At 63.1% G+C, this 21,143-nt stretch carries 20 protein-coding genes; 16 read left to right on the top strand and 4 right to left on the bottom strand.

The features are described 5' to 3' along the window. Window position 1: 1 nt before the first annotated feature. Window positions 2-1,123, bottom strand: a complete 1,122-nt coding sequence (locus ACFFFR_RS08300) for a diacylglycerol/lipid kinase family protein (RefSeq protein WP_377459492.1) — start codon at window positions 1,121-1,123, stop codon at window positions 2-4. Window positions 1,124-1,198: 75 nt separating this feature from the next. Between ACFFFR_RS08300 and serS the strand changes: the two genes are divergently transcribed. Both serS and ACFFFR_RS08290 read left to right on the top strand, forming a co-directional pair. Further along, complete coding sequence (serS, locus tag ACFFFR_RS08295; RefSeq protein ID WP_377459490.1) at window positions 1,199-2,482, top strand: serine--tRNA ligase; 1,284 nt, start codon at window positions 1,199-1,201, stop codon at window positions 2,480-2,482. 140 nt (window positions 2,483-2,622) lie between these two features. Continuing rightward, on the top strand, window positions 2,623-3,483 hold the full coding sequence (locus ACFFFR_RS08290) for an HAD family hydrolase (RefSeq protein ID WP_377459778.1): 861 nt from the start codon (window positions 2,623-2,625) through the stop codon (window positions 3,481-3,483). On the opposite strand, the gene ACFFFR_RS08285 is transcribed toward ACFFFR_RS08290, so the two are convergent. Next, a complete protein-coding gene (locus ACFFFR_RS08285; protein WP_377459489.1) occupies window positions 3,439-4,053 on the bottom strand; it encodes a hypothetical protein in 615 nt (204 codons plus the stop codon). The two genes, ACFFFR_RS08290 and ACFFFR_RS08285, sit on opposite strands and share 45 nt — an antisense overlap. Window positions 4,054-4,073: 20 nt before the next feature. Beyond that, window positions 4,074-4,559, bottom strand: a complete 486-nt coding sequence (locus tag ACFFFR_RS08280; RefSeq protein ID WP_377459487.1) for an inorganic diphosphatase — start codon at window positions 4,557-4,559, stop codon at window positions 4,074-4,076. A 110-nt stretch (window positions 4,560-4,669) separates the two neighbouring features. On the opposite strand from ACFFFR_RS08280, the gene ACFFFR_RS08275 reads away from it, so the two are divergent. From ACFFFR_RS08275 to ACFFFR_RS08210, 14 genes are all read left to right on the top strand, one after another. Next, window positions 4,670-6,235: a D-alanyl-D-alanine carboxypeptidase gene (locus ACFFFR_RS08275; protein ID WP_377459485.1), complete on the top strand. Its 1,566-nt coding sequence runs from the start codon at window positions 4,670-4,672 to the stop codon at window positions 6,233-6,235. A gap of 61 nt (window positions 6,236-6,296) precedes the next feature. Then, window positions 6,297-7,403 (top strand): Rv3626c family coenzyme F420 biosynthesis-associated protein, encoded by a 1,107-nt coding sequence (locus ACFFFR_RS08270; protein ID WP_377459483.1) that lies wholly within the window; start codon window positions 6,297-6,299, stop codon window positions 7,401-7,403. A 7-nt stretch (window positions 7,404-7,410) separates the two neighbouring features. Beyond that, entirely contained in the window at window positions 7,411-8,463 is a 1,053-nt protein-coding gene (gene tilS, locus ACFFFR_RS08265) for a tRNA lysidine(34) synthetase TilS (RefSeq protein ID WP_377459481.1), read from the top strand. Between the two features lie 11 nt (window positions 8,464-8,474). Continuing rightward, window positions 8,475-9,026 carry a hypoxanthine phosphoribosyltransferase gene (gene hpt, locus ACFFFR_RS08260; protein ID WP_377459479.1) on the top strand — a complete coding sequence of 184 codons (552 nt, stop codon included), beginning with the start codon at window positions 8,475-8,477 and terminating at the stop codon, window positions 9,024-9,026. Between the two features lie 167 nt (window positions 9,027-9,193). Further along, window positions 9,194-11,254: an ATP-dependent zinc metalloprotease FtsH gene (gene ftsH, locus ACFFFR_RS08255; protein WP_377459477.1), complete on the top strand. Its 2,061-nt coding sequence runs from the start codon at window positions 9,194-9,196 to the stop codon at window positions 11,252-11,254. 23 nt (window positions 11,255-11,277) lie between these two features. Then, a complete protein-coding gene (gene folE / locus ACFFFR_RS08250) occupies window positions 11,278-11,904 on the top strand; it encodes a GTP cyclohydrolase I FolE (protein WP_377459475.1) in 627 nt (208 codons plus the stop codon). 38 nt (window positions 11,905-11,942) lie between these two features. Further along, window positions 11,943-12,851 (top strand): dihydropteroate synthase, encoded by a 909-nt coding sequence (gene folP, locus ACFFFR_RS08245; RefSeq protein ID WP_377459473.1) that lies wholly within the window; start codon window positions 11,943-11,945, stop codon window positions 12,849-12,851. Then, window positions 12,833-13,702, top strand: coding sequence for a 2-amino-4-hydroxy-6-hydroxymethyldihydropteridine diphosphokinase (gene folK, locus ACFFFR_RS08240; protein ID WP_377459472.1), 870 nt, complete (start codon window positions 12,833-12,835; stop codon window positions 13,700-13,702). The genes folP and folK overlap by 19 nt, the downstream gene beginning before the upstream one ends. Next, window positions 13,695-14,231, top strand: a complete 537-nt coding sequence (locus ACFFFR_RS08235; RefSeq protein WP_377459470.1) for a DUF3180 domain-containing protein — start codon at window positions 13,695-13,697, stop codon at window positions 14,229-14,231. Before folK ends, ACFFFR_RS08235 begins: the two co-directional genes overlap by 8 nt. Continuing rightward, window positions 14,206-14,769, top strand: a complete 564-nt coding sequence (locus tag ACFFFR_RS08230) for a PH domain-containing protein (RefSeq protein WP_377459468.1) — start codon at window positions 14,206-14,208, stop codon at window positions 14,767-14,769. The genes ACFFFR_RS08235 and ACFFFR_RS08230 overlap by 26 nt, the downstream gene beginning before the upstream one ends. A 2-nt stretch (window positions 14,770-14,771) precedes the next feature. Next, window positions 14,772-16,349 (top strand): PH domain-containing protein, encoded by a 1,578-nt coding sequence (locus ACFFFR_RS08225; RefSeq protein WP_377459466.1) that lies wholly within the window; start codon window positions 14,772-14,774, stop codon window positions 16,347-16,349. Then, window positions 16,346-17,260 (top strand): Rossmann-like and DUF2520 domain-containing protein, encoded by a 915-nt coding sequence (locus tag ACFFFR_RS08220; RefSeq protein ID WP_377459464.1) that lies wholly within the window; start codon window positions 16,346-16,348, stop codon window positions 17,258-17,260. Before ACFFFR_RS08225 ends, ACFFFR_RS08220 begins: the two co-directional genes overlap by 4 nt. Further along, complete coding sequence (gene panC, locus ACFFFR_RS08215) at window positions 17,257-18,183, top strand: pantoate--beta-alanine ligase (RefSeq protein ID WP_377459463.1); 927 nt, start codon at window positions 17,257-17,259, stop codon at window positions 18,181-18,183. The genes ACFFFR_RS08220 and panC overlap by 4 nt, the downstream gene beginning before the upstream one ends. 4 nt (window positions 18,184-18,187) lie before the next feature. Next, window positions 18,188-20,143 carry a M13 family metallopeptidase gene (locus ACFFFR_RS08210; protein ID WP_377459461.1) on the top strand — a complete coding sequence of 652 codons (1,956 nt, stop codon included), beginning with the start codon at window positions 18,188-18,190 and terminating at the stop codon, window positions 20,141-20,143. Window positions 20,144-20,146: 3 nt separating this feature from the next. Here the strand turns inward: ACFFFR_RS08210 and ACFFFR_RS08205 are convergent, their stop codons facing one another. Further along, window positions 20,147-21,094: an alpha/beta hydrolase gene (locus tag ACFFFR_RS08205; protein ID WP_377459460.1), complete on the bottom strand. Its 948-nt coding sequence runs from the start codon at window positions 21,092-21,094 to the stop codon at window positions 20,147-20,149. Window positions 21,095-21,143 lie beyond the last annotated feature (49 nt).

Below are 21,143 nucleotides of genomic sequence, written 5' to 3'. Positions count from 1 at the left end.
CTTAGTGCGGGACGACGACCAGCAGTGAGCCCGGGTCCACCTGGGCGGTGATCTCGGTGATGTCACCGATGACGTCCCCGTCCAGCTGGCAGGCAATGTCGCCGCCATCGAGCACGGAGAACTTCACGCGCTTGCCCTGCAAGAACTCAATGGCCTCGTTGGACCGGGAGCGTCCGGTCACGGTCTGTCGTGCCACGGACAACCAACCCAACCCGCCGGAAGGGGAAAGGACAACGACGTCCAGCAGGCCGTCATCGATGATGGCGTCCGGGACGAAGTGCACCCCGGCCTGCAGCTGACCGACGTTGGCGAACATGACCGACCGGATCTTCCGAACCTGAGCCGGCTGACCGTCCACCCCGATGCGCACGCGCTGGCGTTTACCGACCAGCTGTTTCAACCCGGCTTCACCGTAGGCCAGCCAACCGGCGATGGCCTTCAGCTCGTCCTTGGTGTCCCGGATCATCATGGCGTCCGCACCCACCCCGGCGATCACCAGGGAACGGCGGGTCTGTTCGGAACCGTCGGCCATCTTGATGGTCAGCATCATGGTGTCCACCTTGCGGTGCCAGCCGGTGAACAGCTTCTCGGTGTGGCCCAGCACGTCATCAACGTTGAAGTCCAGGTTGCGGGCCAGCAGGTTGCCGGTGCCCAGCGGCACCACGCCCATCGGCACGCCGGTGCCTGCCAGCTCTTCGGCCACCATGCGCACGGTGCCATCACCGCCGGCGGCAAACACGATTTCCGCGTGGTCGGCCAGCGCGTCTAGCGCCATCTGCTTGCCGGGATCGTCTTCGGTGGTCTCCAAGACAAGCACGTCGTCGTAGCCGTGCTTGGCTGCCTTGGTGCGTAGCAGCTGTTCGACCTTCTTGGCGCCTTCTTTGACCGGGTTGAGGATCAAAGCGACGATGCGTTCGCTGTCCTCCGCCGCCTCCGAGACCTCCGCGCCGTCGGAGACTCGGCTGCCTTCACGTTCGGAAACCAGTTTGCCGACCTTGCGCTCCAGCGGGGAGGTGCGTTGGATGTAGCGCTCTAGGTGCTTGCGGTTGTTCCGCGCCATGTATGCGGTTGCCACGGCCACAACGAGGGCGGCCAGCGCAATCACGAATGCTGCTATGTCCATGTATGGATCCTTGAAAATTATCGCTGGATGTTATTTTTACCTACTCTACTCCTCTTTCGCGGTAGGCTAGTTGGCGTGATTGACCTGAGAGATCTTGCTGACCGTCCCGATGTGTACCGTGCCTCCCAGCGTGCCCGCGAAGAGGATGAGAGCCTAGTTGATCGGCTGCTGGAAGCCGCGAACGGCCGTCGTGAAGCGATCGCCGCCTTCGAGTCGGCCCGAGCCGAACAGAAGGCCCTTGGCAAGAACGTGGCACAGGCCCAGGGGGAGGAGAAGACCACCCTGTTGGCCCAGCTGAAAGATTTGGCAGCACAGGTGAAGTCCGGTGAGGCTGCCGTGACCGCAGCCGAAGAGGAACTGACCGCACTGCAGCGCCAGTTCCCGAACCTGATCCACGACGGCATCCCGGCCGGCGGCGAAGAGAACTTCAACGTGCTCAAGACCGTGGGCACCCCGCGCGACTTCGCAGCCGAGGGCTTCGAACCGCGCGACCACCTAGAGATCGCCGAGCTGATCGGCGCCATCGACATGGAACGCGGCGCCAAGGTCTCCGGTTCCCGCTTCTACTTCCTCACCGGCGTGGGCGCGCTGCTGGAGCTGGCCCTGATGCGCATGGCGCTGGATCAGGCGTTGGCCGCCGGCTTCACGCCGATGATCACCCCGAACCTGGTTCGTCCGGAGATCATGAACGGCACCGGGTTCGATGTGGAACACGACGACGAGATCTACCGGCTGGAGCGCGACGACCTGTACCTGGTCGGCACCTCCGAGGTGGCGCTGGCCGGCTACCACAAGGACGAGATCCTAGACTTCTCGGACGGGCCGATCCGCTACGCCGGCTGGTCCTCCTGCTACCGCCGTGAGGCCGGCTCGCACGGCAAGGACACCCGCGGCATCATCCGCGTGCACCAGTTCAACAAACTAGAAATGTTCATCTACGCCCCCCTGGAGCAGGCCGAAGCCGAGCACGCCAAGCTGCTGGCGTGGGAAGAAGAGATGCTCGCCAAGGTGGGTGTGCCCTACCGGGTGATCGACATCGCCGCCGGCGACTTGGGCACCTCCGCAGCCCGCAAGTTCGACTGCGAGGCGTGGGTACCCACCCAGAACGCCTACCGCGAGCTGACCTCCACCTCCAACTGCACCACCTTCCAAGCCCGCCGGTTGAACGTGCGTGAGCGCAAGGCGGACGGCAAGGGCACGCAGACCGCGGCCACGCTGAACGGCACCCTGACCACCACCCGGTGGATGGTCGCGTTCTTAGAGCACCACCAGAACGCCGACGGTTCGGTCAACGTGCCCGAGGCCATGCAGCCGTACATGAACGGGATGACGGTGTTGCCGGTCATCAAGAAGCGGTAAGCCGTTTAGCGCGAGAGTTCACGTCAAATCCACCTGCTGTCAGCGTACAGGTCTAGCCAATTTGGCCGAACGCTGAAACAGTAGAGGACATGACAACATATCTCAGCGCTGACATCGAAGATCAGCAAATGACAGAAAACATGAGCTTCCCCGATGCCGGAACCCCGGCACTAACACAGCTTCCCGACGAGCAGAAACACCAAATCTGCCTCGACGTCGACGGCACCCTCGTGGACCACTACGGTCACATGAATGACCGGGTGCGCGAAGTCTGCCGCGCCCTCGTGGAACAGGGACACCACGTCCAGATTGCGACCGGTCGTTCCCTGCACGCCACGCTGCCGATCATCCAGCAGATCGGTTTGACCGATGGCTACTCCGTGGTCTGCAACGGCGCGGTGACCATCCGCCTCGACTCCTCCCTGGAGGACGGCTACGAGGTCATCGACAAGAAAACCTTTGACCCTAAGGATGCGCTGCTGAAGCTGCGCGAAGAGCTCCCGACCGCCAAATACGCGGTGGAGGGCTCCGACGGGAACTTCTATTCCACCGAACGCTTCCAAGATCCGTCCTTCGGGGTGCGCGCCATCGGTGTGCGCTTTGAAGACATGCTGGATGTGGAAGCGGTCCGCCTAGTGGTCTTCTCCACCGACTCCACGGCCGAGGAATTCGGCCAGACCGTGGAGAAACTCGGCCTGTCCGGTGTGACCTATTCAGTGGGCTGGACCGCCTGGTTGGATATTGCCGCCGCCGGGATCTCCAAGGCCTCCGGCTGTGAGGCGCTGCGCCAGACGCTGGATGTTCCGCTGGAGCGGACGCTAGCGATCGGCGATGGCCGCAATGACATTGAGATGCTGGAATGGGTTGGCCACGGTGTGGCCATGGGCCAGGCACCACCCGAGGTGAAGGCCGTGGCTGACGAGGTCACCGCCCACGTGGACGATGACGGTGCCGCGCTAGTACTCGAACGAGTGCTCGCCGCTTCCCGCCCAGCCCAGTAAACGGGCGGCGGCCGGACGGGACTCCCACTCTTGGATCCAGTAGGAGCGGCGCACCGATTGGGACACCGCTTGGACCGAGATGCCCAGTGCTGCGGCGACCGCCTTGTATTGGCCCCGCACGCCCGGAGTCAGTAGATCTAGCACCCGCCATTCGGCGTCGGTGCGCGTGTAAACCAGCTGGCCGAGCAGTTTCAGCACGGCTTGGGCCTCGCCGGCAAGCTCCTCATTGAGCCCGACAACAGCCAACGGCACCCGTTCGTTGGATGCTTGGGCCCGTTCCACCGCCTCCCGGGCGTAGATCAGCCCGTAGCCTTCGGCCTCGCGGATGTCATCCGGGAAGGGACGCAGGACCGGGCCGGCCCCGATGCCGATAGACCAGCGGCGCTGACGCACCGCGATCAGGGCGGCGTCAATGGCGGTGGGGGCGTCTTCGAACACCCCGATCGCCTCATCGGCCCACGACCGCTGAAAGCCGCGCAGCGCAGGTAGGTGCGCCGTCGCGGCGATCAGTTCGTCAACGCGGTCGGTGGCTTCAGCGGTATCCCGCTGATTGATAGTCAGGACGAACACTGGCTTGGGCGTTTCTGGGCTTAGCCTTGGTTCTTGAAGCGCTCGATGGAGCGGGAGAGTTCGGCTTCGGCTTCGGCGCGGTCGGCCCAGCCTTCAGCCTTGACCCACTTGCCCGGCTCCAAGTCCTTGTAGCGGGTGAAGAAGTGCTCGATTTCCTTGATCAGGAATTCGTCCACATCGGAGAGTTCCTTGATGTGGTCGAAACGCGGGTCAGCGGAGACGCACAGCACCTTGGCGTCGCCGCCGCCGTCGTCGGTCATGTTGAACACGCCGATGGGGCGGGCTTCCACGATGGTGGTGGGCAGCAGGTCAACGCCCGGGATCCAGACCAGCGCATCCAGCGGGTCACCGTCTTCGCCGAGGGTGTCCTCGAAGTACCCGTAGTGGGTGGGGTACTGCATGGAGGTGAACAGGACGCGGTCCAGGCGCAGGCGGCCGGTCTCCTCGTCGATTTCATACTTCACGCGGGAACCGGATGGGATCTCGATCGTGACGTCGTGCTGCATGTGGACTCCTTTATGAGTGTGTGGTCGGTGCAGTTTTCCTCCCACCAGCTTAGCGAGCAGAACCGGGTTTACGTGCATTGTGCCGGTAGCATGTCAGTGATGAAAGAGGTGTGGGCGTGCAACAGCGGCGACGGTGGCTGAACCGCCGATTCTGGTTCGTGTTTGTCTTGGCGTTGGCGGTCGTCGTAGCCCTGCCGGCGCTGTGGTTCCGCGACGAGGTCTTGAAGCTGCCGCAGTTGGGCCCGGACAACATCTCCGGCACCCAGCGTGAACCCACCGGTGGGGCCGACAACCCCGGTGCAGCCAGCCCAACCCCGAAGCCGTCTAATTCGCAGAAGCCGACAACCAAGCCCGGGGCCGCGACGCTGCTGGCGGCGGACGGATCACTGGCGGAGCAGGCCGCACAGCTCGGCGCCAAGGGCCAAGTCAACGAAGAGCAGAAGAAAACGCTGCAGAATGTGCGCCAGCACATCGACGGCGGGGTGGGGATGACCCACATTTCCGTGGTTGATGCCCGCACGGGTAAGAGTCTGTACACCTATCAGGACGGTCCCGTCTCCCCGGCGTCGCTGCTGAAGACCATGACCAGCCTGTACGTGCTGGAGGCGCTCGGACCGGACCACCGCTTCAGCACCACCGTCGCGCTGTCCGGAAAATCCAGCCTGCAAACGTTGGAACCGGCTTTGACTGCCACCGTCGTCGGGACGGGGGACGCCAACCTGACCGATGAGAAGATCACGCGGCTCGCGAAGCAAACGGCCGAGAAGATCGCCGAAGAACTGAGCAGCGGCGAGGTTGAAGGTCCGGTACGGGTCAATGTTCGTGTTGATGATACCGCTTTTACCGGCGGCCCGCTGAACTCGCACTGGAACCCGGTGCTGGCCACCAACGGGAACATCGCACCGCTGCGCCCGGCCGCCCTCTACGGTGGGCGCGAGAGCCCAAGTACCCAAGCCAACCGCAGTGGCGCTGACCCGACCACGGTGATCGGGAATCGGTTCCACCGCGAACTGACCAAGGCGCTGGCCAAGACTGAGGCCGATACGTCAGTTCAGGCGCTGCCGGCGGCGGAGCAGATCAGCCAGCAGACACCGCAGCAGGCCGAGCAGGTGGCCGAGGTGCACTCGCACACGATCGCCGAAGACCTGAAACCGGTGCTGCAGCATTCCGATAACCAGATCGCCGAAACCATGCTGCGCGGCTCCCTGCTAGAACAGGGCCTGAAGGCCGACGAGAAGACGGCCGCCGCGGAGCTGCAACGCTACACCCGCGGATTCGCGACCAAGGACACCGCAGAGCAGGTCGAGCTGGTGGACGCCTCTGGCCTGGCCGTGCACAACACCATCCCACCTACGGTCCTAGCCCGGGCGACCGCAGCCACCCACCGGGCAGCGGCGGACCCGCAGAACCCACGTCATGACATCGCCAAACCCTACGTGGACGCGCTTGCGGTTTCCGGTAAGAGCGGAACCTTGAAGGACCGGTTCGTTGGCTCCGGCACCACCGGGAAATTGGCGGGTAAGACCGGCTCTCTGCTGCACGCCGTGGCCCTGTCCGGCATCGTGGAGGGCGAGTCGGGCACCTACGCTTTCTCCATCACGGTGGACAACGCGCTGGGGCAGCAGCCTGAAGCCAAAGCGAAGGTCGATCGGATCATCCGGGCCCTGTTCCACTGAGCCATCAAGCTGACAGATAAACCGGTGTCATCATGCGGGTTCAATGTGATCTGATGAAGTCATGAACAGTGCACAGCCCTCCCTCATCAACTGGTCAGTGGCGGAGAAAACCGCCGTCACCATGGTCGGAGCCGGCCCCAAGCTGGACCGGGCCGCGATCGCCGATGAAGTCGCGCTCATTCGGCAAGCCGCCGAAGACTCCGTGGGGCACGTCCAAAACATCACGGGACTGGATGTGCACGATCGGCTAGAGGATTCCCCAACGCTGGTCTCGGACCGCGCCACTTGGATCAAAGCCAACATCGAGGGCTTCAAGAACCTGCTTACGCCGGTGCTGACCGAGGTGGTGGCGCGCAAACCAGACTCCTTCACCGAAACCAACCTCGCCATTGGCGGTGCGGGCAGCGGCGTCGAAATGGGCATGATTCTGGCCTTCCTCGGAGACAAAGTCCTCGGCCAGTTCGAACCGTTCTGCGCGCTGGGCGAAGGCCCAACCGGGGGACGCTTGGTCTTGGTGGCACCAAACATCGTGAAGGTGCGCGAAGAACTGAACGTGGATGCCCACGATTTCGCCATGTGGGTGTGCCTGCATGAACAAACCCACCGGGTGCAGTTCGCCGCCGCCCCGTGGCTGCGCGGCCACATGGCCACCCTGATCCGTGGCCTGTCCTCTTCGTTGTTCGCCTCCGCCGGGGACATGGGAACCCGGCTCAAGGACGCCCTGTTGGGCACCAAACAAGAGCTTGAATCTGGGACCAGCTCAACCGAGGTTGAGGACCTGCCCGGGAAGGGGATTCGCAAGGTCCTGAATGAGGACGAGGCCCGGATGTTCTCCGAGCTGACCGCGATCATGTCCCTGATGGAGGGGCACGCGAACGTGGTCATGGATGCGGTGGACTCCTCCATTGTTTCCAGCGTGAAGACGATCCGCCGCCGGTTCACCAAACGTTCGGAGAACCTGAACGCGGTGGAGAAGTTCTTGCGCAAACTCATCGGCATGGACACCAAGATGCGCCAGTACCAGGACGGCCAGAAATTCGTGCAGGCCGTGGTGGACGAAGTCGGGATGGACAAGTTCAACATGGTTTGGGGCAGCCCGCAGAACATGCCGACCGAAACGGAGATCCACAACCCGTCCCAGTGGATCGCACGCGTGGTGAACCCTTAGCCTCGCCATGGGTGGAGGACTCACACCGGCCCAAGCTAACGCCCGGGCCGCGCTGACCGCGCTGCTGGAACCGATTCTGGCTGACCGGCACCCTGACGCTGCAGAGCCCCCGTTGTTTTTGGTGGCCTGCTCCGGTGGCGCCGACTCTTTGGCCTTGGCCAGCACAGCCGCGTTCCTGCAGAAAAAGCTTGGCTTCCGGGCCGGGGCGATCGTGATCGACCACCAACTCCAAGAAGCCACCGCGGCGGTCGCCGATCGGACGGCAGCCACCTTGCGTGCACTCGGGCTGGCACCCGTGCTGCAGCAGCAAGTGGAAATCACTCAGGCCGGTGCGGGCGTGGAAGCCGCAGCTCGAGCAGCCCGCTACGCGGCGTTCGAGAAGGCAGTAGAACAAACCGGAGCGACAGGCGTTCTGCTGGGACACACCAAAGATGATCAGGCCGAACAGGTACTGCTCGGGTTGGTGCGCGGCTCCGGCACCCGCTCCCTGGCCGGGATGCCGCCGCAGCGGGGCCACTACTATCGTCCCTTCCTGAAGGTCAGCCGGGCCGAGACCGAGCAGATCTGCACCAAAGAATCACTCACCTGGTGGGAGGACCCAACCAACGCCGACCCGGCGTACCTGCGCTCGCGGATCCGCACCCACGTCCTGCCCGAACTCGTTGACCTGTTGGGGGACCAACTGGGGGAGAACTTGGCGCGGACGGCGGAGATTTGCCGCCAAGACGCCGACATCATTGATTCGCTGGCCCAAGAACGCTTTGCCACGCTCGCCAACGTGCAGCCACAGAAGGTTGAGTTGGATATGACAGATCTGAAAGCCGAACCGGCCGGGCTACGGGCCCGGCTCTTCGCGATGGCCGCCCACCAGCTCGGGGCCGAAGCCTTGACGCATGAGCGCACCGGGGCGATCGAGCAGTTACTGGCCGGAAGCAAATCAGCCGGGCCCGTTCAGCTCCCCGGCGGGGTGGAAGTGTGGCGTGGCCAACGAACCCCCGGGGTGCGGCGGCAGAACCCGGCCAAATATGGAAAACTTGTCTTCATAACTGTTCGATCCTAAAAGGAGCCGGTGTGGACGCGTCCGTCATTAAGAATGATCTGGAAAAAGTTCTTCTGACCAAGGAAGAAATCCAGGACAAGATCAAGGAACTAGCCGCGCAGATTGACGCCGACTACAAGGGCAAAGACCTGCTGGTGGTGGGCGTGCTCAAGGGCGCCGTCATGGTCATGGCAGACCTGCTGCGGGCCATGGAATCCCACATCACCATGGACTGGATGGCGGTCTCCTCCTACGGCTCCGGAACCCAGTCCTCCGGTGTGGTCCGCATCCTGAAAGACTTGGACACCGACTTGATGGGCCGGGACGTGCTCATCGTCGAGGACATCATCGACTCCGGCCTGACGCTGTCTTGGATGAAGGCCAACTTCGAATCCCGCGGCCCCGCCTCCGTGGAGATCTGCACCCTGCTGCGCAAACCGGATGCGGCCAAGTCTGATCTGGACGTCAAATACGTCGGCTTCGACATCCCGAACGAATTCGTGGTCGGCTTCGGTCTGGACTTCGCCGAAAAATACCGCAACCTCGACTGCATCGGCACCCTCGCACCACACGTTTACCAGTAATTGCCCAGCTACGCCTAGAGGTGAAAGCTCGGCACTAACGTGCATTGAACGCCGGGAAACAGATACCGTATACATGCGTTGAAGTGCGCGTACCTGTGGCGTGCGCGAACACTCAGCGCACGTGTAGTTGACGCTGTGAGAGCGGTATTCGTAAGCAGGAGAAGAGTTTGAACGCCAAGAAAATCTTCAAAGGGCCCTTGATCTGGATCCTCCTTGCCCTAGGGTTCTTGCTCTTTCTGCTGCCGATGCTCACCTCCGGCAACACCAACCGGGTGGACACCCACATCGGTATGGAGTTGCTGCAAGAGAACAAAGCGGTCGAAGCCAAAATCTTTGACGGCGATCAGCGCGTCGACCTAGAACTGGCCGAGAACTTCAAACTCGACGACCGGGACATGGGCAAGTCCGTCCACTTCTTCTACTCCACCGCGCGCGCCGACGACGTCGTCGCGGCCATGACCAACGCGGACCTGAAGGACGGCTACACCGACCAGCCGGTGGTCAACAACTGGTTCCTGTCCACGCTGGGCTTCATCCTGCCGTTCATCATCATCCTAGGCCTGTTCTGGTTCCTGCTCTCCCGCATGCAGGGCGGCGGCTCCAAGGTCATGCAGTTCGGCAAATCCAAGGCCAAACTCATCTCCAAGGACACCCCGCAGGTCACCTTCTCCGATGTGGCCGGCGCTGACGAGGCCGTCGAAGAGCTCTACGAGATCAAAGAATTCCTGCAGCAGCCGGAGAAATTCCAGGCCGTGGGCGCCAAGATCCCCCGCGGCGTGCTGCTCTACGGCCCTCCGGGTACCGGTAAGACCCTGTTGGCCCGCGCCGTTGCGGGCGAGGCCGGGGTCCCGTTCTACTCCATCTCCGGTTCCGACTTCGTGGAAATGTTCGTCGGCGTGGGTGCCTCCCGCGTCCGTGACCTGTTCGAACAGGCCAAGAACAACTCCCCGGCCATCATCTTCGTGGACGAGATCGACGCGGTCGGCCGTCACCGTGGCGCCGGCATCGGCGGCGGTAACGACGAACGCGAACAGACCCTGAACCAGCTGCTGGTGGAAATGGACGGCTTCGACGCCACCACCAACGTCATCCTGATCGCGGCCACCAACCGCCCCGACGTACTCGACCCGGCGCTGCTGCGCCCGGGCCGCTTCGACCGCCAAATCCCGGTCGAAGCCCCGGACCTCGTCGGTCGCGAACGAATTCTGAACGTCCACGCCGCCGGCAAACCACTGGCCAACAATGTTGACCTGCGCCAGGTCGCCAAGAACACCCCGGGCTTCACCGGCGCCGACTTGGCGAACGTGCTGAACGAGGCAGCCCTGCTGACCGCTCGTTCCGACGCGCAGCTGATTGACGACCGCGCCCTAGACGAGGCGATCGACCGTGTGATGGCCGGACCGCAGAAGCGTTCGCGCATCATGAAGGAACACGAGCGCAAGGTCACCGCCTACCACGAAGGCGGCCACGCCCTCGTCGCCGCGGCCCTGCGTAACTCCGCCCCGGTCACCAAGATCACCATCCTGCCGCGCGGCCGCGCCTTGGGCTACACCATGGTGGTGCCCGAAGACGACAAGTACTCGGTGACCCGCAACGAGCTGCTCGACCAGATGGCGTACGCCATGGGTGGTCGGGTGGCCGAAGAGATCGTCTTCCACGATCCTTCCACCGGCTCCTCCAACGACATTGAGAAGGCCACAGCAACCGCCCGGAAGATGGTCACCCAGTGGGGCATGAGCAACCGGGTCGGTACCGTCAAGCTCGGCTCCGGCGGCGGCGAACCCTTCCTGGGTCGTGACGCCGGCCAAGACCGTGACTTCTCCGAAGGCACCGCGGCCATCGTGGACGAAGAAGTGCGCAAACTTCTGGACCAGGCGCACCGGGAAGCCTACGAGATCCTGATGGAAAACCGTCAGGTCCTGGACGATCTGTCCTACGCCTTGCTGGAGAGGGAAACCCTGAACCAGAAGGAGATCGAGGAGATCTTCAAACCAGTCATCAAGCGCCCCGAGCGCGAAGTGTGGTTGTTCAACGAGGCCCGCCCGGTATCCCAGAAGCCACCGGTGGCCTCCCCGTCGGACACCGCCATGACGCACGGCTCCACCGAGGAAGAACTGGCGGAAGAGGAAGGCCACGCGGAAGTCATGATCGACCCGCCGGCTAACCCACAGCCGCCACAGACCCCGGAACCACCCCAGAACCCTTCACAGAACCCACCGTTGGGCTAACCCAGAAAAAGGGGAGTTTGTTCATGGTGTTGAAAGACCCTATTACCGGCAAAATTGTGGACCCGACCGCGGAAGAGAAGCCGCGCGAGGTGGACCTGCCCAAGATCGAGGCCGCGGTCCGAGACATCCTCGAGGCCATCGGTGAGGACCCGGACCGGGACGGCCTAATGGACACACCCAAACGGGTGGCGAAAGCCTACGCCGAGTTCTTCGCCGGCCTGCACCGGGACGGGGCGGACGTGCTGGGCACGACCTTCGACATCGAGCACGAAGAACTCGTCCTAGTCAAAGACATCCCGTTCTACTCCATGTGCGAGCACCACCTGCTGCCCTTCTACGGTGTCGCCCACGTCGGCTATATCCCATCCAAAGAAGGCAAGATCACCGGCCTGTCCAAACTGGCCCGGTTGGTGGAAGTGTACGCGCGGCGACCACAGGTCCAAGAGCGGCTGAACGCTCAGATTGTCGAGGACCTCATGGAGCACCTGAATCCGCAGGGCGCTATCGTAGTACTAGAAGCAGAACACATGTGCATGTCCATGCGTGGCATCCGCAAACCAGGTTCCAAAACCATCACCTCGGCCGTACGCGGGCAACTGCGTGAAACCTCAACCCGCCTTGAGGCCATGAGCCTGATCCACCAGCACTAACGACCGTACCGTCATTCGCAACCACGAAAAGGAACACGATGAGTTCACTGGCCGCCATTCCCGGAACCGGTCCCGCAACCTCCCCCATCCCGGTTCTCCGTAAATCCCAGCGCCGTGGTTTCAACGACCTGCCCACCGACCGCACCTTGGTGATGGGCATCGTCAACATCACCCACAACTCATTCTCCGACGGCGGCCAATTTCCGGACGCGGACGCGGCCATCAAACACGCCCTCACCTTAGTGAAACAGGGCGCGGACATCATCGACGTCGGTGGCGAATCCACCGCCCCCGGTGCCGAACCCGTCTCCTTGCAAGTTGAACGGGACCGGGTCATCCCGGTCATCGAGGCCCTCGTCAAATACGGGGTGGTGGTCTCCGTGGACACCATGCACGCCGAGATCGCCGAAGAAGCCCTCGCCTCGGGCCCGGTCATCATCAACGATGTCTCCGGCATCCACGTCACGGACAAGATGATCGAACTGGTGGCCCGCTCCGGCGCCCACTACATCCTGATGCACAACCGCGGCACCGCGCAGACCATGGACGCCATGGCCAACTACGAGGATGTGGCCGCCGATGTGGTGGCCGAGCTGCGGCACACCCGCCAACGCTTCCTCGACGCCGGGGTCAAACCCGAGCAGCTGATCATTGATCCGGGGCTGGGTTTTGCCAAGAAGGCCAAACACAACTGGACGCTGCTGGCCCACCTCGACCAGCTCGCCGAGCTGGGCCACCCGGTCCTGGTGGCCGCCAGCCGCAAACGTTTCTTAGGACGCATGCTGAAGAAGGCCGGGCTGCCGGCCGAACCGCGCGAACGCGATACGGCCACCGCGGCCGTCTCCGCACTGGCCGCTGCCCACGGGGCGTGGGCGGTGCGGGTCCATGAAGTCGAAGCATCCGTGGCAGCAGTTCAGGTGGCACGCAAATGGACTGGATCCAACTAACCGGGGTCAACGGGTACGGCTACCACGGCGTCTTCGCCCAAGAACGCTACCAGGGCCAGCACTTCTCCGTTGACCTGAACATTGGTACCGACTTCTCCGCCGCCGCCAGCAGCGACGAGGTGACCGACACCGTCCACTACGGCGAGGTCGCCGCTTTGGTGCACGCCCACATTGTGGGTGAACCGGTCAACCTGATCGAACGGTTGGCCGCCAACATTGCCACCGACATCCTGCAGAACTTCCCGACCATCGACCGGTTGGAAGTCAGGGTGCACAAGCCGGATGCCCCCATCCAGGTGCCGTTCGAATCCGTGGCGGTCACCCATGTGGCCCGCCGGGACAAAGCTACCCCGAGCTGGCAGCAGGCCATCCTTGCCCTCGGATCCAACCTAGGGGAGAAGGACACCACCCTAGACACCGCCATTGAAGCGTTGCAGGACCACCCCAACATTCGGGTGCTGAACGTCAGCCCGCGCGCCATCACCAAGGCGGTTGGCGGGCCGGAAGGCCAACCCGACTTCGTCAACATGGTGGTCCGGGTAGCCACTACCCTGAAACCGTTTGAACTCTTAGGCGCGTGCCAGCAAATCGAGTCCGACCACGACCGGGTACGGACCATCCGCTGGGGCCCACGCACCCTCGACATTGACATGATCACATACGCGGACGTGAAACAGGACTCACCGATCCTGCGGTTGCCCCACCCGTTGGCCCACCAGCGGGCCTTCGTGCTGGAACCGTGGTCGTGGATGGAACCGCACGCCACGCTCAACGGCACCCCCATCACCGAATTGCTGCGCCAGTGCCCTGACCGGGAGGGGCTGAACAGGGCGAAGGGACGCCATGGCTAAACTCAAGCTGCACTGGCTGGCGCTGGTTTTTTTGATCTTCGGGCTCATCGGCTGGGCCGTGTCCTGGTGGGCCAGCCAACAAGGTCTGCCCACCCCGGTGCTACCGACCGCCTCACTCATCACGCTGGCCGCCATCGGGCTGGCCAACATCGGGTTGGGGCTGTGGGTGTTTCTGTCCAAGACCCGCAAAATCCAAGCCCGCATCGCACCCATGACCGCCGCCCGGGTTGTCATCCTGGCCCAAGCCGCGGCCTACGGTGGCGCCCTGGTCGCCGGCTGGCACGCCGGCATCCTGCTACACCTGATTCCGGCAGGAGCCACCGGCTCCCAATCCATCGGTTGGGGGTGGGGTTACCTCGTCGCCGGTGCGGTGCTAGTGGGTATCGGCTATCTGGTGGAGTTCTTCTGCAAGATTGATGATGACGAGGAAGATGAGGAAGAATCGGAAACCTCGTCAAACAAACTTTTGGGCGGGCTAGACCCGACCGAAAGGGAAGGTGGGTATGCCCGCACAACCACTCAGCGTTAACGCTCTGGATCAGCAACCGATCAACTGGCAACGGGTCGATCCACGCTACCCGAGCTACCAACTCGTCGGGATCCTCGTTTCCCTGCTGATCAATGCGGTCATCTTCGCCGGCCTCTGGTACGCCGTGACCACCATGGTGCCCAACATGATTCCGGCTCTGCAGAACAACCAGGCATACGAGTGGGCTAGCTTTTACGCTCTGGCCGGTTACGCCCTGCTGGTCATCATCGGCCTCATCACCCGTCTGGTCCTGATTTACAAACGCTACAAGGCCATGGGATACGCCGAACGGGACGAAGAACTACTCTTCCGCCGCGGAGTCATGTTCCACCGGGTGTGGGCCGTGCCGTACGGACGCATCCAATCCGCCGAAGTCAGTTCAGGCCCACTCGAGCGAGCCTTCGGTCTGGCGAACCTGCAGTTACGCACCGCGGGCGTCAACTCCAACATCGCGTTGGCTGGGCTGCCACGTGAAAAAGCCGAACAACTGCGTGAAGAACTGGTGGCCCGCGGCCAAGCCAAACTGGCAGGACTCTAAGCATGAGCCAGCAACCGGTCACCACCAGCAAACTCAGCGACGGACAGTGGCACCGCGCCGACCCTAAATCGATCATCATCGATGGCTGGATCGCGATCGTCGGTATCGCCGCAGTCCTGCTGTTTCAGCTGCCCCGCGAAGCAGATTTCGACCCACTAGCGCTGTTGTCCCGCTACCCATTCTTTGCCCTCGTGCTGGTCTTCATGCTCACCTCCCCGGCCGTGCGCTGGTTCGTCACCTGGTTCCAGATCGATGAAGAATACGTGCGGGTCCGCACCGGTCTGCTGAACAAGAAAGAGAATCAGGCCCGGATCAACCGAATCCAGTCCATCGACGTCGCCCGACCGTTTGCGGCCCGCGCGCTGGGGCAAGCCGGACTGAATTTTGATGTCGCTGACTCCGCCGACGAAACCCTGCAGTTGCGCTATGTCCCCGTCGCCGAAGCGGAGGCGCTACGCTACGAGATCTTGCGCCGAGGCGGTCGCATCGGACCCCCGCAGCCAGCCACCGAGCCGGAAGGGGGCTATGCGAGTGCCGCGGGCACCGATGAGGGCGTGCCCACCCAGAGTCAGACCCAACACGAATACGTGGAGAACTACGGGGAGGTCGAGCTTGCACGGATTCCACGCTGGCTCACCACCGTCATGGTGCTCTCCGCCCCGGAGGTCCTCTGGGTGTTGTTCGTGCTCCTGGGTACCGGCGCAGGTGTGGGTACCGCGCTGTTCCTCAGTGGGGAAGAGACCCTGTCTTTCGCTGTCCTGCTGCCACTGATTTTTGGTGTCTTCGGTGTCCTGTTGCCCCGGGCCAACCGGTACGCAAACTTTCGGCTGCTGCACTCCCAAGACGGGTTGCGTCTGCGCTCGGGTCTCAGCTCAACCACCGACCAGACTTTGCCACCGGGACGAATCCAAGCGGTCGAGCTCAACCAGTCTTGGGTGCATCGGATCTTTGACCGGTACGAAATCAAGGTCAACGTTGCCGGCTTCTCCGCAGGGGATCAGACCAGCGCCACCGGCACGGTGCAGCGGGAAACCGTCCTGCCGGCCGGCACGTGGCAGGACGTGGAGCGGGTCATTCCGCTGCTGCTGCCCGATGTTGCCGATGAACAGATCATGTACTGGGCATACCATCTGGCCCACGTCAATCCAGCCAACCCGGTGGGAGAGCAGGAACGCCACCGTGAAGCGCAGCTGTACAAAGCGCCAGCCAAGGCCCGATTCTTGGCGCCGTTCGCCCAGCCACGCTTGGCCGCCGGCGTGGACGGGACGCTGTTCTTGGCCCGGTCCGGGTTCATTGCCCGGCACGCTCAATTGGTGAGCTTGAACCGACTCCAAGGAGTCTTTCTGCGGCAGGGCCCACTGCAACGATTGGCCGGAATCATGCACGTGAAAGCCGACGTCCCGGTCGGTGGGGTCCAGCCCTTGGGCCGAAACATCCCGGTCGCGGCGGCCGAGCCACTCTTAGCCGCCATGCTGAGGGTCGCCAGCCGGGCTCGCCGCTACGCCGAGAAAGAGACGTGGATGGAGCAGCGGGAGTTGGCCGAATTTCATCGTCGCACCGAGGAGCTGGTTGAAGAATGACACTCCCGCCGACCCAATCACAGCCACGCCTCGGCATCGGGATCATCTCCGCCGGACGCGTCGGTGCCGTGCTCGGCGCCGCCCTGCGTGCAGCCGGCCACGCCATCACCGGAGTGCACGCTGTCTCCGATGAGTCCCGGACCCGCGCCGAAACGCTCCTACCGGACGTGCCGGTGCTGGAACCGGAAGAGATTTGCCGTCGCTCCGAACTGGTCCTCTTCGCCGTCCCGGATGACGCCCTTGCACCCCTGGTGTCCGGACTAGCGGAGAACGGACACCTGCAGATGGGACAGTTGCTGATCCACACCTCCGGCAAGTACGGTACCGAGGTCTTCTCCCCTGCCGCAGCGAAAGGCTGCATCGGGCTGGCCATCCACCCCATCATGACCTTCACCGGGATGAGCCTTGACCTGACACGGTTGATTGACTGCCCGTTCGGGGTGACCGCCCCCGCCACCGTGCTGCCGATTGCCCAAGCGCTCGTCGTGGAAATGGGTGGTGAACCGGTCACAATCGCCGAAGCGGACCGGCCCCGCTACCACCTGGCGCTGGCCCACGGATCGAACCACCTGGTCACGGTCGTGGCCCAAGCGACCGAACAATTGGCCGCCTGCGGGATTGAAGAGCCGGCAGCAGCCATCGGCCCCCTGCTGCGGGCATCACTGGAGAACGCGCTCGCCTCGGGGCAGAACGCGTTGACCGGCCCTATTTCGCGCGGGGACGTCGGAACCTTGGCCGCACACCTTGACGTGCTGGCAGACCCGGGCATCCCGGACGATTTACGTGCCGCCTATCGGGCGCTGGCCGAGGCCACAGCGCTGCGCGCCGTAGAAACCGGCAAACTCTCCGCCCACCTTGCAGCGCCCATCCTGGCCCTGCTGAGTGAAAATGACTCCAAGGAGCAGTCATGACTTCTTCCCCGATCGTATGCACCACGGTCACCGAATTCCAAGACGTGCTGGCCGAAAAGCTCAGCAACGCCGCCGAGCCGACTCTAGGTTTCATCCCCACCATGGGAGCCTTGCACGCCGGACACCAAGAACTGTTCAAAACCGCCAGAGCGAACAACGCTGTCGTCGCGATCTCCGTGTTCGTGAACCCGCTGCAGTTCGACCGGGCCGAAGACTTCGAAAACTACCCGCGCAACCTCGATGCCGATGTGGCGATCGCGGCCGAAGTAGGGGTCGACGTGATCTTCGCGCCGGAACTGCAGGAAATGTACCCGGATGAGACACCCCGGATATCCGTGCGCACCGGGCACATGGGTGAGGTCCTTGAAGGAGCCCTACGGCCCGGCCACTTTGACGGGGTCGGCACCGTGGTGAACAAGCTCTTCAACATCGTGGCCGCCGGCGCAGCCGAAGTGCGCGGCGTGCTGCCCTTCACCGCCTACTTCGGTCAGAAGGACGCCCAACAGCTGGCGATCCTGAGCGCCATGGTGGAAGACTTCAACCTGCCGGTGCAGATCCACCCCGTCCCGATCGTTCGAGACGAAGGCGGGCTGGCCCTGTCGTCCCGCAACCAGCGCCTGAATGAAGACCAACTCATCCAAGCCCGCGCCCTGAACGAAGGACTCGAACTCTTGGCCGCCGAAGCGGCCGCGGGGCGCCCACTGGATGTAGCAGCGGCCATCGACCACATCACCGCGTCCGTGGTCTCCGCCCCCGGAGACGATGTGGTGGACGAACTGGTCATCGTGGACGCGGACACGTTCACGCCCCTGACCGAAGAACAACGCGCGGACCCCACAAGCTGGCCGCCACGCCTGCTGGCCCTGCTGGCAGCCTTCGTGGGCCCGGTCCGACTCATCGACAACAAAATCCTGAAAGGTTAGCCACATGACTGACACCATCGTGGACCCGTTGACCGCCCACGCGGACAACTCCGTCCGACCCCAAGATGACCTCTACCGGCACATCAACGGGTCCTGGCTGGCCAACCACCAGATCCCGGCGGACCAAGGCAGCTACGGTTCCTTCATCGAACTGCGGGACGCGTCGATTGAAGCCGTCAAAGAGCTCGCCGAAGAAGCCATCACCGCAGTCGCCGACGGGAACGCGACCGATGTGCAGGCCCGCATCGCGAAGCTCTACGGCTCCTTCATGAACGAGGACGCCGTCGAGGCCGCCGGCGCCAACCCGATTCAACCGGTCCTGCAACGCATCGACACCGCGACCACGGCCGGGCAGCTGGCCCGAATTCTGGGTGAACTGGCCAAGGCCGGGGTGCCCAGCCCGTTCGCGGCCGGTTCGATGCAGGATGCCGGAGACACTTCCCGCATCCTATGGCACCTGATTCAAGGTGGGCTTGGCCTGCCGGATGAGTCCTACTATCGGGACGAACAATACGCCCAAGCGCAGAGCGGGTACCGCCAGCTACTCACCACACTTTTCCAGCTCGGCGGCGTGGAGAACCCAAGCGCAACTGCCGAGTCGGTGTACGCGCTGGAAGAGAAGATGGCCGCCCACCACTGGGACCGGGTCAAACTGCGTGACGCACACGCCCGCTACAACCTGATGACCCGCGAGCAAGTCATCGAGTCCTTCCCCGTCTTGGCTGACTGGTTGGCCGGGGCCGGATTGGACGAAAAGCTGACCGCCGAAATGGTGGTCTGGCAACCGGACTACTTGGTTGCTCTGAACGAGTTGTTCACCGACGAAAACCTCGACGACTTCAAAGCGTGGGCCAAGGCCGCGGCCCTGCGCAGCTTCGCCCCCTACCTGTCGGGTGCGTTCGTGGATGCAAACTTCGACTTCTACGGCAAACAACTGGCCGGAACCGAGCAGCTGCGCGAACGCTACAAGCGGGGCGTGGACCTGATCAACGGCGGACTCGGCGAGGATGTTGCCCAACTGTACGTGGCCAAGCACTTCCCAGCCGGCCACAAAGCCGCCATGGACGAGCTGGTCGACATGCTGATCAAGGCGTACCACAACTCGATTTCCTCGCTGGAATGGATGAGCCCGGAAACCCGGGAACGTGCCCTAGAGAAGCTGGGCACCTTCCGTCCCATGGTCGGCTACCCGGTGAAGTGGATCGACTACTCCTCGGTTGAACTCAGCGACGATCTGGTCGCTAACGTGATGGCCGTGAACGCGTTCGAGTTTGAACGTGACGTGGCCAAGATCGAGGATGGACCGGACCCGGAAGAATGGCACATGACGCCGCAGACGGTCAACGCCTACTACGCGCCGCTAGAGAACGCGATCGTGTTCCCGGCCGCGATTCTGCAGCAACCGTTCTTCCACCCGGACCGGGATGCCGCCTACAACTACGGGGCCATCGGCGCCGTGATCGGGCACGAAATCGGTCACGGGTTCGACGATCAGGGCTCCAAGTACGGTGGCGACGGTGTCCTGCGTGACTGGTGGACAGACGCGGACCGGGAAGCTTTCACCGAGCGCACCAAGGTGTTGATCGATCAATATGCCGCGCTGGAGCCAGCTGAAACCCCGGGCAGCTACGTCAATGGTGAACTCACCCTTGGGGAGAACATTGGGGACTTGGGCGGACTGGGAATCGCTTACCAGGCGTACCAGTTGCACTTGGCCGAGGTCGGCGAGGAACCGAGCGCCGAGAACGACAAGAAGTTCTTTGCCGCGTGGGCCGAATGCTGGCGTCAACTAACCCGTCCGGAAACCATGAAGGTCCGGTTGGCGACCGACCCACACTCACCGAACGAGTTCCGCTGCAACCAGATCGTGAAAAACCTCGACGCTTTCCACGAGGCCTTCCAGACCCAACCCGGCGACGGGCTCTGGATGGACCCGGCCGAGCGCGTCACCATTTGGTAGTGGTCAGTCCCTGGCTTTAGCGACTTCTTGGGGGTCAGTCTGTTTCGGCTGGCCCTCAAAGTAGTCGGCCATATCTGCCAGCACCTCCGGGTGCATAAACGGGATAGCCCCATGTAGCGACTTCGGGGACAGCTCGAAGGTGGAACCGTCGATCGCTTGATGCAGCTTCACCGCGGTGTCTTGGAAGTAGTCGGCGGACAAGGCGCCAGCCATGAAGTGGGTGCTGGCCGGCAAAGCGGAGAACGACTCCGCTGTCTCCTGTTCCTGCAAGGCTGCTTTCAACTCACCCACTGCGGTTGGCAGCAGCGCACGGATCCGCTGACCGAACTTGGTGGGACGGGTCATCGCGATCAACCCGGTCATCATCCAAGCGGGAACATCTTGGAAGCTGCCGCGCGGGTTGATCTGGCGTTGCACGTACTTCAGGGCAGTGTTGTACCGGCGCTCATCGACAGCACGCTCGAACTCGGGCAGCCAACTGGTGTTGATCGAACCATCGATGTTGATCGCCGGGTCGTAAACACAGAGTTTGTGGGGAACCAGTTCAAGGGCTGCCTCATGGCGGCGCCGCGGATCCGCACCAACGTAGGCTTGCACCGCGTTCAGGGCCACCGAGCCGCCGAGTGAATGACCCATGATGTTCTTTGCCCCGGTGTGCCGCAGCACGAGAGCCAGGTCGGAGATTTCCGTGGACATGGAGTAGTCCGCGGGCTGCGGTGAGGAGTCTCCGCGGCCTCTGCGGTCGTAGATGTCCACAGCCCAACCATCACCCAGTTGTTTTGCGAACAGTGAGCAGAAGGGACGGTAGATTGAGGCGGTGAGGAAGGCCCCACCGACGACCACCACACGTTTGTCTCCCGGCGCCTGCAAGTCAGCTTCCGAGGTGGCATAACTGTGGATTCCCAGCACGCCACCGTCTTCGGTGCGCAACGTGGTGGTGGAACTGGCCACAGGAACTCCTTTATGTCGGGGCAGCCGGAACGAAAATGGCATCACTCTA

The organism is Micrococcoides hystricis, assembly GCF_042434215.1.
Classification (GTDB): Bacteria; Actinomycetota; Actinomycetes; order Actinomycetales; family Micrococcaceae; genus Micrococcoides; species Micrococcoides hystricis.
Note: the sequence above shows the minus strand (reverse complement) of the source record. Positions and strands in the feature narration are given on the sequence as shown.